At 49.9% G+C, this 14,290-nt stretch carries 10 protein-coding genes; 6 read left to right on the forward strand and 4 right to left on the reverse strand.

Features of this window, described 5'->3' with window-relative positions; translation table 11 throughout:
* Window positions 1–51: 51 nt before the first annotated feature.
* The 4 genes from fabZ to JMW05_RS10360 all read left to right on the forward strand — a co-directional run bounded on the left by fabZ (window position 52) and on the right by JMW05_RS10360 (window position 3,484).
* Window positions 52–570 carry a 3-hydroxyacyl-ACP dehydratase FabZ gene (gene fabZ / locus JMW05_RS10345; RefSeq protein WP_406947460.1) on the forward strand — a complete coding sequence of 173 codons (519 nt, stop codon included), beginning with the start codon at window positions 52–54 and terminating at the stop codon, window positions 568–570.
* 176 nt (window positions 571–746) lie between these two features.
* Window positions 747–1,526 carry an acyl-ACP--UDP-N-acetylglucosamine O-acyltransferase gene (gene lpxA / locus JMW05_RS10350; RefSeq protein ID WP_201505177.1) on the forward strand — a complete coding sequence of 260 codons (780 nt, stop codon included), beginning with the start codon at window positions 747–749 and terminating at the stop codon, window positions 1,524–1,526.
* 279 nt (window positions 1,527–1,805) lie between these two features.
* Window positions 1,806–3,323 carry a sodium-dependent transporter gene (locus JMW05_RS10355; RefSeq protein ID WP_201505178.1) on the forward strand — a complete coding sequence of 506 codons (1,518 nt, stop codon included), beginning with the start codon at window positions 1,806–1,808 and terminating at the stop codon, window positions 3,321–3,323.
* 29 nt (window positions 3,324–3,352) lie between these two features.
* Window positions 3,353–3,484: a methionine/alanine import family NSS transporter small subunit gene (locus JMW05_RS10360; RefSeq protein WP_199507129.1), complete on the forward strand. Its 132-nt coding sequence runs from the start codon at window positions 3,353–3,355 to the stop codon at window positions 3,482–3,484.
* A gap of 124 nt (window positions 3,485–3,608) precedes the next feature.
* Here JMW05_RS10360 and tgt read toward each other — a convergent pair whose 3' ends face one another.
* Together tgt and asd are read right to left on the reverse strand one after the other, a co-directional pair.
* Window positions 3,609–4,760: a tRNA guanosine(34) transglycosylase Tgt gene (tgt, locus tag JMW05_RS10365; RefSeq protein ID WP_201505179.1), complete on the reverse strand. Its 1,152-nt coding sequence runs from the start codon at window positions 4,758–4,760 to the stop codon at window positions 3,609–3,611.
* 194 nt (window positions 4,761–4,954) lie between these two features.
* Window positions 4,955–6,085 carry an aspartate-semialdehyde dehydrogenase gene (gene asd, locus JMW05_RS10370; protein WP_201505180.1) on the reverse strand — a complete coding sequence of 377 codons (1,131 nt, stop codon included), beginning with the start codon at window positions 6,083–6,085 and terminating at the stop codon, window positions 4,955–4,957.
* A 391-nt stretch (window positions 6,086–6,476) separates the two neighbouring features.
* Between asd and JMW05_RS10375 the strand changes: the two genes are divergently transcribed.
* A complete protein-coding gene (locus JMW05_RS10375) occupies window positions 6,477–7,694 on the forward strand; it encodes an endonuclease/exonuclease/phosphatase family protein (protein ID WP_201505181.1) in 1,218 nt (405 codons plus the stop codon).
* A 436-nt stretch (window positions 7,695–8,130) separates the two neighbouring features.
* Here JMW05_RS10375 and JMW05_RS10380 read toward each other — a convergent pair whose 3' ends face one another.
* Both JMW05_RS10380 and lptD read right to left on the reverse strand, forming a co-directional pair.
* Complete coding sequence (locus JMW05_RS10380; RefSeq protein WP_201505182.1) at window positions 8,131–9,519, reverse strand: peptidylprolyl isomerase; 1,389 nt, start codon at window positions 9,517–9,519, stop codon at window positions 8,131–8,133.
* Window positions 9,520–9,654: 135 nt separating this feature from the next.
* Window positions 9,655–12,684, reverse strand: coding sequence for an LPS assembly protein LptD (gene lptD, locus JMW05_RS10385; RefSeq protein ID WP_201505183.1), 3,030 nt, complete (start codon window positions 12,682–12,684; stop codon window positions 9,655–9,657).
* Window positions 12,685–13,150: 466 nt separating this feature from the next.
* On the opposite strand from lptD, the gene JMW05_RS10390 reads away from it, so the two are divergent.
* Window positions 13,151–14,245, forward strand: coding sequence for an aminoglycoside phosphotransferase family protein (locus JMW05_RS10390; RefSeq protein ID WP_201505184.1), 1,095 nt, complete (start codon window positions 13,151–13,153; stop codon window positions 14,243–14,245).
* The last annotated feature ends 45 nt before the right edge of the window (window positions 14,246–14,290 follow it).

The following is a 14,290-nucleotide window of genomic DNA, read 5'->3' on the forward strand; positions in this document are numbered from 1 at the left end:
ATCTCATTGAGGATAGACAAAACAGTCCCTATATAGCAAGGAAGTTCAACCATGAGCATGACCGATTTTGAGACCTTAAACGACGCAGATATCCAAAGCTTATCTGAGCAAGGTCTGACGCTACCGCTCACGTACCATACGCTCAAGCATTATTTGCCGCACCGTTATCCGTTTATGCTGGTGGATAAAGTAACTGCGTGCAAGCCTGGCGAGTGCATCACAGGCATCAAAAACGTTACCATTAACGAAGAGTTTTTTAATGGTCATTTCCCTGATGAGCCGATTATGCCTGGCGTATTGATGGTTGAGGCGATGGCACAAGTATCAGGCGTGCTCGGTTTTATCAGCGCAGGCTTGACCTCAGAAGATGGCTACCTGTATCTGTTCGCAGGCGTCGATAAAGTGCGCTTTAAGCGCCGTGTGATTCCTGGTGACCAGCTGGTTATCCGTGCTAAGACCGTCATGCAAAAGCGCGGTATTTATAAGTTCAGCTGTACGGTACATGTGGACGATGAGCTGGCGGCAAGTGCTGAGGTTATGATTGCCCGTCAAGAGCAAAAGCCAGCATAAGACAGACGCCTATTTGACCTATGGTATTATGGCAGGCTGTATGCGTTCTACGAGGCGAATGCGACACATCGCGCATCGATACGCCTTGATGTGACACACGTTATATCGCCAGTATGTCTATAGAGATGCTGGCGTGATTTATCCTTTATTTGTATTAATGACCAAAGGTTTGCATTATGAGTCAGATTCACCCTACCGCGCTCATTTCATCCACTGCAACGATTGATGATACTGCCGTTATTGGGCCGTATTGTATTGTTGGGGATGATGTGACGATTGGTGCCCACACCATTTTGCATCGGCATGTGGTGGTGGCGAAAATGACCCGCATCGGCAAGCACAATCAGATTTATCAGTTCGCAAGTATCGGCGAAGATTCGCAAGATTTAAAATACAATGATGAGCCGACATGGCTTGAAATTGGTGACTATAATGACATCCGCGAATCGTGCAGCTTGCATCGAGGCACAGCGCAAGACAAAGGCATTACTAAGATTGGCAGTCACAATCTATTGATGGTCAATACGCACGTGGCGCATGACTGCGTGATTGGTAACCATAACGTGATTGCCAACAATGTCGGCGTGGCAGGTCATGTGACCATTGGCGATCATATCATTATCGGCGGCAACTCAGGCATTCATCAGTTTTGCCGTATCGATGATTACAGTTTGGTGGGCGGGGCGAGTCTTATCTTAAAAGACGTTGCGGCATTTACCATGGTATCGGGCAATCCTGCACACGCGCATGGGTTGAATATCGAGGGCATGCGCCGTAAAGGCTGGTCAAAAGAGACCATCGACACCTTGCGTCAAGCGTACAATACGATATTTCGCTCAGGATTGACCACCAAACAAGCACTGGTCGTCTTAGAAGAAGACATGCTGCCCCAAGAGCCAAAAATTCAGTTATTAATTGATTCCTTACAAGAGAGCAAACGCGGCGTAGTTCGCTAATATAAAAACTTTTGTTCGTTTATAGGCGGTATTTTTTACAGACAAACCCAATAACCGCCGTCCAAACGATTAAGCCATAACTAAAGGTTATGGCTTTTTGCATTTATGGCTACTTGACTTTTTAAGGCGCTTAGCAGAAACTTCCTAGTTATATATCGTTAGACTCTAGCAACTTAGTTTAACCCATCGCTAATGTATATTTTCTTTAAGTATCTGCCTTCGTCGTTTGATGAGTTTGATAGCTTAAAGAAAATGATTATAAAATTTGAGGAGCGTTGCATGGCAGAGCAAAGAGAGAACTGGTCCAGTAGAACTGGATTCATCATAGCCGCTGTCGGTTCAGCCGTAGGCTTGGGCAACATCTGGCGTTTTCCCTACGTCGCGTATGACAATGGTGGCGGGGCATTCATGGTGCCTTATCTGATTGCATTATTCACCGCAGGTATTCCGCTACTGTTTTTAGATTACATCATCGGTCACAAATACCGCTCTGCGCCGCCACGTGCGTATAAAAAAGTCGTAAAATCAGGTCAGTTTATTGGCTGGTGGCAGACGCTGGTCTCCTTTGTGATTGCCATTTATTACGCCGCCGTCATTGTCTGGGCGGGCAGCTATATGCTGTTCTCGTTTGGGCAAAAGTGGGGTGAGGACACTACCAATTTCTTTGTCAGTGACTTTATCCATCACACAGGCGATTTGACCTCAGTATTCGTACCGCAAATGTTCACAGGGCTTATTATTGTCTGGGCGGTGGCGATGCTGATTATGTTCGGCGGTATCCGTAAAGGCGTTGAGCTGGCCAATAAAATCTGTATCCCGCTCCTTATTGTTTTGTTTGGCATGATGGTCTTTAAAGCCATCACATTGCCAGGGGCGAGCATTGGTTTGAATGCCTTTTTTGAACCCAACTGGGAAAAAATGGCAGACCCTAGCGTGTGGTTGGCAGCTTACGGACACGTGTTTTTCTCGCTATCTGTTGGTTTTGGTATTATGGTGACCTATGCCTCGTACCTACAAAAGAACACCAACTTGACAGGCGCAGGCTTGGTGGTCGGTTTTGCCAACTCATCGTTTGAGCTGATTGCAGGTATCGGTATCTTTGCAGCGATTGGCTTTATGGCGATGTCCACAGGTCAAGACGTCTCAGAAGTGGCAAGCGGCGGTGTTGGCTTGGCATTCTTTGTCTTCCCAAAAATCATCTCGACCATGGGCGCAAGTGGCGACTTCGTTGGCTTCTTATTCTTCGGCTCATTGGTGGTGGCGGGTATCAGCTCGCTGGTCAGTATCCTAGAAGTGCCTATCTCTGCGGTGCAAGACAAGTTTGCATGGCAACGTAAAAAGGCGGTGGCTGTGATTGGCGGTGCGTGTGCGGTTATCTCTATCGCTGCGTTCTCGACTGGCAGCTCACTGATATTGGTCGACGTTATCGATCACTTTGCCAACAACATCGGCATCGTGGCAGGTGGTTTGATGTCTATTGTTGCCATCACGTGGTTCAACCGTCAGCAAATTCCAAGTCTATTGGCGCACGTCAACCGCATCTCTAGCGTCAAGCTTGGCGGCGCGTGGGTATTTATGTTGACAGTCATCACGCCGACGGTATTGACCGTTGCGCTCGGTCTGAAACTGATTGAATTGGTAAAAGAGCCGTATGAAGGCTACTCAACACTCGTGCTTTTGGTGTTTGGTTGGGGCGTCGTGGTATTCTTTGGTTTGGGCGCATTCATATTGACGCGTTTGCAAGGTCGCTATGATACACGCGATGACGACGTGCACCACATCGACAAGAGCATCTAACCCGATTGCAAGTTGAATAGGAATTTATTATGAGTACTTCAGCGATTATTTTTATGATTATTTCAATGCTGCTGATATGGGGTGGTTTGATTGCTGCGATTTTGCATCTCAGAAAGCACCCTGATATTCCCATGAGTGAGCTGTCAGACGATCACCACTAATGCGATAAAAGTGGCTGACACGTTATAAAAAAAGCCAGTTAGTATATGCTAACTGGCTTTTTTGCGTCTTGTGATAAACGCGCGGTATGTCTAGTAACAGCGGCGCGCGGTGTTTTCACGAGTCTTAACGTAGGTTTAATTCAGGAACGGTTTGTCCACGTTTTTGATAAAACTCAGTGACAAATTCATCAAAACGGTCGGCTTCGATCGCCTCACGAATACCCGCCATCAGGCGTTGGTAGTAGCGCAAGTTATGGATGGTCGCCAGCTGCGCGCCCAGCATCTCTTTACACTTATTAAGGTGATATAAGTAGGCGCGGCTAAAGTTCTGACAGGTGTAGCAATCACACTCAGGGTCTAGTGGACGCTCATCGGTGCGGTACTGACTGTTACGGATACGCACCACGCCTTTGTTTTCGGTGTCACCTGTGACGAAGTAATGACCGTTACGCGCGTTACGAGTCGGCATCACGCAGTCAAACATATCGACCCCGCGGCGTACTGCTTCTACGATGTCTTCAGGCTTGCCCACGCCCATTAAGTAGCGCGGCTTGTCGGCGGGCATGGCTTCTGGCAGATAGTCGAGCACGTCCATCATCTCTTCTTTTGGCTCACCGACCGACAGACCGCCGATAGCGTAGCCATCAAAACCAATCTTGAGCAGCCCTTCTAGTGATTGGTGACGCAGCTCAGGGTACATACTGCCTTGAACGATGCCAAACAGGGCATTGGTGTTGCCCAGTTTGTTGTGCTCATCAACGCAGCGCTGTCCCCAACGCAAAGACAGCTCCAGCGAGGTTTGCGCTTCGCTATAGGTGGCAGGATAGGGCGTACATTCATCAAACTGCATGACGATGTCTGAATTGAGACTGTACTGAATTTGCATGGATTTTTCAGGCGACAAAAACACCTTCGCGCCATCAATTGGCGATTTAAAATGCACGCCATCTTCGGTAATCTTGCGCATCGCACCAAGGCTAAAGACCTGAAAGCCGCCCGAGTCGGTCAATATTGGCTTGTCCCAATGCATAAACTGATGTAACCCGCCGAACTGGTCGATGACCTCAGTGCCAGGACGCAGCCACAGATGAAAGGTGTTGCCCAAGATGATGTCCGCGCCGATAGCATCGATGTCACGCGGCAACATGCCTTTAACCGTACCGTATGTGCCCACAGGCATAAATGCAGGGGTCTGAACGTCGCCATGATTAAGATGAACCGTACCGCGACGCGCACGTGTGCTGCCGCTGGCGGTTTTGTGAAGCGTAAACTGCATAAGAAAACCACTGTTTTGATGATAAAAATATGCGCAATTATAACATTGCTCTTTAAGGATGCGCGGCGGATATTGTGATTTGCTGCGTTTTATTGTGCTGCAGTGGTTGCTTTTGCTGCTTATTGCACAGTTACGGCACAAAAAAAGACAGCCGAAGCTGTCTTTTTATTACTGCAATGATATCCGTCCGCGTGTTACTTTTGCTCGCGGATGATGTTGAGCATACGGCGTAATGGCTCAGCAGCGCCCCATAGGAGCTGGTCGCCCACGGTGAATGCGCCAAGATACTCGCCGCCCATGTTCAGCTTACGCAAGCGTCCCAGTGCCACCGTCAATGTGCCAGTGACCGCAACAGGTGTCAGACGCTCAACGGTCGCTTCTTTGGTGTCTTCGACCACGTCTAGCCACTGATTGCCGCTGTCTTTTAGCGCCGCTTCGATATCCGCTAGCGGGATGTCTTTTTTCAGCTTAATGGTCAAGCCTTGTGCGTGGCAGCGCATCGCGCCAACGCGGACACACATACCGTCGATAGCGATGGTGTCAGCGCCACTGTTGCCTAAGATTTTGTTGGTTTCAACACCACCTTTCCACTCTTCGCGTGACTGATGGTTCTCAAGCTGGCTGTCGATGTAAGGAATCAAGCTGCCTGCCAGTGGTACACCAAAGTACTGTGTTGGGAAGTCGCCTGAGCGCTGGGTTTCGGCGATTTTTTTGTCGATGTCCAAGATGGCGCTGGCAGGGTCGGCAAGCTCATCGGCGACCACATCACGCAAGACGCCCATACCGCTGATCAGCTCGCGCATGTTGTTTGCGCCTGAGCCGCTGGCAGCTTGATAGGTCATGGCGCTGACCCACTCAACCCAGCCGCGGTTAAACAGCTCACCGATAGCCATCAGCATCAGTGATACCGTGCAGTTACCACCGATAAAGTCTTTTTTGCCTGCCGCTAGTGCGTCGTCGATGACGTTGCGGTTGACAGGGTCTAGGATGATGATGCTGTCGTTTTCCATGCGTAGGGTACTGGCAGCGTCCACCCAGTAGCCATTCCAGCCGCTATCACGCAGGGGCTGGTGTACCTTTTTGGTGTAGTCGCCACCTTGACAGGTAATAATCACGTCACAGTCTGCCAATGCCTTAATATCATGAGCGTCTTTTAATTCGCCGGTTTTAATACCCTCAAAGCTTGGTGCAGCGCCGCCTGCATTACTGGTCGAAAAAAATACGGGCGTAATACCCGCAAAATCGTTTTCTTCAAGCATACGTTGCATCAGTACAGAGCCGACCATACCACGCCAGCCCACCAAACCTACCGTTAAATCACTCATGACACTCAGTCCTCATTACAGTTAGTTTTGCCATTTTGATACACAACAATGCCGTGAATGCGCTTAAAATGCAAGGCGTTTTGACCAATTAGCAATGAATATTGTGCAAATGTTTTTATGGATAAGATAATTTTTGGTTATGGTCGTCTACAGCATCAAAATCAAGCAGCTACAATCGGGTTGCCTTTAAGATAACGCCCATCCGTACAGCGCACGTGCAACAAATGTAGTATTTTGATGCCAAGCGTATGATAATAAATACCCGCGAGTAGGCGCATTGCCGCTGAAGTGCTAAAGTAGAGCTGGGCTCGGTTGACAATCGATAGCGTACAGATTGTCCGAACACGCAACCATCACATCACCGCTATGAGTATAAGGACTAATAAGCGTCATGGATTTATCATTATTATATTATGGAGCACTGGTTTTGGCAGGACTGGTCAGCTTTGTGACGCTTTGGGGCTGGCTGCCACTTGATAACTGGTGGGTGCGCTGCGTGGAGTTTCCGCGTATTCAGATTTTGGTGCTTGGCTTGTTGTCATGGGTCGGCATGCTGTATTTTTTTGCTGACTGGCAAGCTTGGCAGTGGGCGCTGTTTATTTTATTGACCGTCAGCATTGGTTTTCAGCTGTACATGGTGCTGCCGTATACCTTGTTATGGAAGTCTGAGGTGCAATCGGCAAAAGACTTGCCTGATGCGGTGCAAATAAAAATCATGGTGTCCAATGTCTTGACCCCAAACCCACACAAACAAAAGCTGATTGATTTGGTCAATGACAATGAACCTGATATTCTAATCACCCTAGAGAGTGATAAAGAATGGGAAGCGGCGCTCGAGGCGATTGAGCCTGATTATCCGTATACCGTAAAAGTGCCGTTGGACAATCTGTATGGCATGCACTTGTACAGTAAGATTGAGCTGATTGACCCAAGCGTGCATTACTTGATGATTGATGATATTCCCTCCATCCATACCCAGCTACAGCTGACCGACACGCGAAAAATATGGCTGTACTGTATGCACCCGATGCCGCCCAGCCCAACTGAGGCGGACAAATCGACGACACGTGATGCTGAGCTGCTGATGGTTGGACGCCATATCCAAGAGCATGAGCAGACTGCCATTTTGGCAGGCGATTTAAACGACGTGGCATGGTCGAAGACCACCCGCCGCTTTCATCGCGTCTCAGGACTGCTGGACCCGCGCATCGGTCGCCACTTTATCAATACCTTTCATGTCAAATATCCGTTTTTGCGCTGGGCGCTCGACCATATTTTTCACAGCACCTGCTTTACCTTAGTGGATATCCACCGTTTGCCGTCGATAGGCTCAGACCATTTTCCTGTGCTGACCGTTTTGCAATACGAGCCAAAAGAGGCGAGCAAGCAAAAAGAAAATGCCCCTGTGGCACAAAAAGAAGACATCGAACAAAGCGAAAGTAAAATCCAAGAGGGCAAAGAAGAGGGCAGCAAAGTCTCAAAAGAGCATGCCGAAACCCAGACGGAAGAAGACAAAGCACAAATAGAGCAAGACAATGCGCAAACCGATAAGCAGCAAGAACAAAGCGTGCAGGCATCTGCGCTCAGTCGTCAGACGCAAACCACATAGTCCTGTGTACGCTAAAGCGTACAACAAATAGCGCTTTTTGCGGCTAGCTGACTACATTAGATAAGCATACAATGAACCCATCAACACAAGGAAGCCAAGGATGCAGTGTTGAGATATCCGTAGCAAAAAGACAGTCAGCCCGCTGTATTTTTCATACTGATATGTGTGACTTAGGATAAGTCATCAGGGATGTATAATAATAACAATATTGTGATAGCACCAAAACCCGAACCAATCGCCCTAGGTTCGGGTTTTTTATTGTCTGTTAGTTTTGTTGCCTGTCTCTTTGATTATGCATTTATAAACAAATGGCTTATTGCTAAAACATGCGGCTGATGCTTGTATTGAGTATTGCCTCGGTACGTATACGGCTAGCTGGTATAAAAAAAGCACCTAACTGGATTAGGTGCTTTTTTGTTTAGAACAATCTGATGGCTTACTGCATCACTTGGATATAAGCGCCAGCACGCAATTCTTGCAGCCAGTCTTCTTTGGCCTGCGGGGCAAGGCGCTGGTATAGGGCTTGCTGCGCCATATTGCGGCGATAGGTGTCGCTCACGTCTTTTTGGCGGGTGTCTTCGACTTTAAGGATATGCCAGCCAAAGTTGCTTTGGAACGGTGCAGAGTAGTCGCCGACAGCGGTATTTTTCATAGTCGCTTCAAAGGGCGCGACCATATCGCCTTCATTGACCCATTCCAAATCGCCACCGCGACCCGCTGAACCAGGATCGTCTGAGTACGTGGCGGCAAGGTCGGCAAAGTCAGCGCCTTGACGCAGCTGGTCGTACAAGTCGTTAATTTTTTGCTGTGCCATTGCCGAGTTTTGTAGCGCGTCGACTTTTACCAAGATATGACGCACATGCCACTGCGGCACAATCATGTTGTCCGCGCCTTTTTTGTCCGCAAGCTTGATGATGTCGATGCCTTCAGGGGTAACCAATGGCTCACTGACACCGCCGATAGGCAGCTGGGTGATTTGGTCGGCAAGGGCAGTCGGTAGATTCGCCGCTTTGTGGTAGCCCATATCGCCGCCTTGGATGGGCAGTTGATAGCGGCTTTGCGCTTGGGCGACGATGGCATCTACATCCGCATTGGGCGCTTGTAGCTCGGTACGCAATGCTTTTGCCACTTCTAGAGCTTGTGCGCGCTGGCTGTCAGACAGACGATTGTAGTCATCAATGTAGGGCACGCGAACGTGAATGGTTTGATATTCACTTTGGTTCAAGCGTTTGGCTTCAGGAGAGGACAAAAAGGCATCGATGTCTTGGTCAGTGATGCGCACGCGGCGGCTGATTTGGCGCTGCTGTAGGGTTTGAATGGCTGCATCTTCCATCAGCTTTTGGCGCAGATTGGCATAGCTGCCTGGCTGGGCGCGGTCCATGCTTTGCTGTAGGGCTTGAATGCTACCAAGACCTTCTGCTTTTGCAATTTGTGCCAGACGCTGGTTAATCGCGTCTTCGTCGGGCTTGAGTCCCATACGATTGATGAGCGACAGTTGCAGCTCACGCATGATGAGGGCATCTAAGACTTCAGACTGTAGCTGGGCGCTATTAGTGATAGGTTCGCCTGCTGCTTCGACACGGGCGCGCGTCTGATTGACGGCACCGACCAGCTCACTTTTTAAAATGGTGTTGTCATTGACGATGGCAATGATGCCATCAGCACTGCTTGCTGCGCTCGGGCGGGCAGTGGTATTGGCGGCAGCATTGGCACGTACCGTACTGTCGGTAGCGGCTTGCGCCTGTGCGTTTAGCATCAAGCCACCGCTTAGACCCATTAACAGTAGTACAGCGCGGCTGCTTTGACGTAAAGAAAAAAATCTCATGATGCTCCTCATCAATATCATCGCATCGGATGGCAAGAGGTCATGGAATATCGTGTGTTGTTAAGATATGCCATGACCTGTCAATAAATGGTTTATATTATTGCTTAGCGCATGCGCGCTTATGACGGTGCGGCGTTAGTCCTTCCACGCATTTTGCACAGGCTCAAAGCCTTGAATCTTATCTGACAACAGACGGGTTAAGCGACTGCTGTTGCTGCCGATACCGTTTAGGCGAATCTCTGCCATCACCGCTTGGGTCGGTTTGTCGGTTAGGTTCAAGTCGTTGTAATAACGGCGACCATAGACAGCAAAACCAAAACAGCAATCCTCGTAATCCACACCCACCAGCGCATCGAGCATTTTGTCACTACGGAAGTCGTATTGACCCTGTGCCAAAAAGCGCCAGTTGTCATTGACTGGGAAGATGGCTGAGCTGGTCACAGCAGAGAGCGGCAGCTGATTGGTATTCTCATCACGTTTACGCTCGACATAGCCGACATTAAACAGACTGTCCGCAGAGGGCTGATAGCGCAGCGCGGTGGTCACGTAGTTTAAATCATAACTGTTATCAAGTGCGCCGCTGACATCCACCCAAAAGTTGTTATAAGGCTGGGTGCTGGCATCCCAGACCACACCTGATGATGAGCTGTTAAACACAGGCTGCTCATCTTCTAGCGTTACCCGCCCATCGTCCAGATAAAACTGTTCTGCAATGCTACCATCAAAACGTGTCACGCCCGTTGCGTCGATGTAACGATAGTTAACCCCTGGGGTAAAGGCGTGCAAATCTTGCAGGCGGTCATGACCCAAGAACCAGCTGTCTGAGTACAGCTGTGCGTAGTTAATCGAAGCAATACGCGTGTTAAAGTTCGGGATACCGTCTTGCTCTTCATAAGGCGAGTAGATGTATTTAAAGCGTGGGCTTAGGATTTGATAGCCGCCCAAGCTGTCATCGAACGCGCCAAAGGGCGAGCCTGCCTTGTAGTAGTTTAATCCAGCGTCAATACTCGCTTGCGGAACAAAGACCGAGCGGCTGCCATCGGTATCGCTCAGATTGTTGTCCTCTAGGCTGTCTTGGTCATAAGAGGTGTACAAATGCTGCAAGCTGACCTTGGGTTTGACATAGCCCCACGCCCGCTCAAAGGGATAGCTGGCACTGATTTTGTCATAAATGCGGACGCCGCTTTTTTCTGCCTCAGAGCCATCATCAATTGATTTTTTGAAATAAGCGGAATCGTGGACGCCAGTGACATCAATATTGTCAAACCATGGTAGGCGGTAGTCTAGCTGGAGCTGTGGCAAGCGCGAGTAAGGCTTGTCTTTGTCTTGCAGTACGGTATTGCTGTCGGTAAACGCTTGCAAGGTTTGGAAGGTTTCGACCTTAAGCTCGCCGTTGACGTAGTCATTGTAATAATTCAGCTGTGCGCGGCGCGGCAGGTTCAAGGTATTGTCGGATAACCCTAGCGTATCAAAATCATTTAAATAGTCGGCGTCAGACACGTAGCTGTATTTGGCATCACCGCTTAGGCGCGGGATGGTTTTTGATTCCCAGTGATGGTCATAAAACAAGCTGCTGCGGTCTTCGCCATCGTACTCTCTGTCGTTGGGCAAGTAAGAGCCGTTAATAATGCCTTCGCCATAGTTTTCGCTCAGATAACGGAACTCGCCTGAGAGCATCGGATTGCGGTTGGTGTACAGATGCGTGTTGAGCGTTGCATCATAGTTGGGCGCAAGGTTTAGATAATAAGGGACGTCAAGCTCAAAGCCGCTTTCACTACCGATGCTGGCGCTTGGCAACAAAAAGCCGCTGCTGCGTCTGTTGTCTATCGGAAAGTTAAAATACGGCAAGTAAAATACAGGCACATCGGCGATACGGAAAGTGGTATCACGTGCGATGCCGCGACCCGTGTCGGTGTCGATATCGATGCTCTTGGCATCCAGTTGCCATTTGCGGTTGGTCGGCGGGCAGGTACTGAACATCACCTCGTCAAGCTCGTATTCGGTCTCGTTCGGGCGGTTCAAACGCTTGGCATAGCCGTGCGCCTGCATGGGCACGCTAGCAAACGCCACGCCATACGCGGTGCTTTGACCCGTCTCGGTACTGTAAGCCAAACTGTCCGCCACACCGATAAGACCGCCTTCGGCTGGCGTGCGCTTATCATTCGCCGCTGCTCTTGCATCGAGCGCACTGTCGGTGAACATCACTTCACCCTGTGCGCCTGCCACGCCGCTGGTCAAATCCAGTACGATGCTGTCGGCCTTGATTTGCTGCGTGCCTTGGTTGACCACCACATTGCCTGACAGCTCAGCATAGTCGACATTGTCGTAATAGCCATAGTCAGACTCAGCGTATAGTGGCGCTTGGTTGTTTGGCATGCCTGGCTGTACAGGGCGACCTTGTTCGGCGGCGCTGCGCTGATAGTTGCTGTTGGCGGCAGGATACACCCATTGCCCTTCACAGCGCTGAGAGCTGTTGGCGGTATTGATGTCGTCATCTGTATCGTCATCACGTGAGAACGGCTGCAAATCGCGACCGACAGGCGTGATGGGCGTTGCGTCTTCAGCTTGTAGGTCGTTGCTGTCGTCATTGTCAGACGTGGCGGCTGCTGGGGTGGTGTCCGATTTTGGTTTGAGTTTATAAAACTCAGCCAAGCGCGTCAGACTCTCTTGAATGCTCTCATCGCTCACATCCAAACGGCTGTTATCAAGGGCAGGGTCGGTGGCGATGCTGCGCTCAGCGCGTGAGGCCTCAAGTGCAGGTATGGTGCGCTGCGTCGGCATGCGCTCGGCGCTGTTGGCGCGTGGCGCAGCATTCATCGTGCTATCGTCTGTCAGTGCGGTGTCAGTGGCAGGAGTGTCCTGCGCAGCCGTAGCGGTGTCGTCTGCTACTGGCGCGGTATTTGCTGCGGCGCGTTTTGGCGTACCTGTGACAAGGGCACGGGTGACGCTTGCATCATAAGCTGTCGCCCAGTCTGCTGGACGAAAGGTATTGGTCGTGGATGGCGCAACGGGCATGGCCGCGTTACTGCGTGTGATGACGGTATTTTCGTCGATACTGAGCGCATCGCCTGTCATAGTGACTGCTGCACCAGCGGTGCTCACGGTCAAACCTAAAGCACCAAATAAAATCAAACGAATGCTTTGATAAAGCGGAGAATATAACAAAAGCGCACCTATGATTGCCAAGCCTAATGGGTTGTCATATACGTGGCTCTGCCACGCGCCGTATGACACATGCGATAGATACTGTGTGTATAATGGATTTTGCCAAAACAGCAGACACTAATCGTTACTAATGTCGCATTACAGTAAAAGATGCTCAATACTATAGCATTAATGCGCAACAACTGGCACAAGATATCGTAGGTGACGTGTCATACCGCCGCCATCTTGCTGTCTGTGTTAAGCGTCTGATAAAGCCACGTTGAGCATAAAACCGATAGCCGTACCTATAAATAGTGGGCAGTGAGCACGCCGCATAACGCGCGAAGATGCCAACAGCCTGCATTGTCTTTCATCTATAGACGACTTATCATAGTCAAAAAAAAGCAAATCAGCTACACTATTCCCCAAAATTTATGGCCAGCTTGCGCTATATTCTTATCCTCTTTTTATGGCAGTGACCCACCTTATGAGTGATACCCCAGCACCGACCCCGCTATCTTCTGCTGATGCCCGTTTGCAACAGCTGACCCTATGGCTTGAGCACGTGTTTGCCAATCAGCTGTTTTCTTTGGACAGCTTGGCAGGTGATGCCAGCGCGCGCCGCTATCATCGTTTGCAGCTGCAAGCGACAGAAAACAAGGCAGGCGGCGATTACATGGTCATGGATTCAGCCGATGAGCAAGAGGCGCTTAAGCAGTTTTTGGCGGTCGCTACGCTGATGCGCCCTGTGGTCAATGTGCCTGATATTTTTGCTGAAGATGTGGACAAGGGCTTTTTGGTATTACAAGACTTTGGCGGCGTGGAGTTTGCGCATTTATTGACAGGTGCTGACGCTACGCAAGTGGACGGTCATTATACCGCCGCGATGCAAAGCTTGGCTGCGTTACAGACGCTGCCTATCAGCATCAACGATACGCTTGTATTGCCACTATACGATGCCGCGCTACTGACGCAAGAGATGCAGCTGTTCCGCGATTGGTTTGTGCCGCACATTGACGCTCTGCTCGACAATACGTTGTGGGAGAATGTATTAAACGCCTTGGTGACACAAATCACCAATCAGCCGCAAGTCATCGTCCACCGTGACTATCACAGCCGCAATCTGATGCAAGACCGCGCGGACAGTGAGCGCCTTGGCATCATTGATTTTCAAGATGCGGTGATTGGCGCGTACAGCTATGATTTTGTCTCGCTGGTACGTGATGCCTATGTGGACTGGTCAGAGGCACAAATCACCGCATGGACCGAAGCCTTTTGGCAATTGCAGCAAATGCAGGGCGTACCAAGCGCGGCTACGCTTGAGCAGTTTACCCAAGACGTGATGGTGATGGGCGTGCAGCGACACCTAAAAGTGCTGGGCATTTTTGTGCGTCTGTTTAAACGCGATGGCAAAGCGCGCTACCTAAATGACATTCCAAAGGTCATGCGCGACTTGTTGGTCGAGCTTGAGTGGTTATCCAAGCATGGCGATGCGTCTATCAAGCAGGCAGTGACGCCATTTTATCAGCATCTACAAACACACATTTATCCAGCGTATGCCGCCAAATTTTTGAGCGAATAAGTTGCCGCGATAAGCACACGCATAGACACCATAGACGGTACGTCT

This window comes from Psychrobacter aestuarii (assembly GCF_904846035.1).
Classification (GTDB): domain Bacteria; phylum Pseudomonadota; class Gammaproteobacteria; order Pseudomonadales; family Moraxellaceae; genus Psychrobacter; species Psychrobacter aestuarii.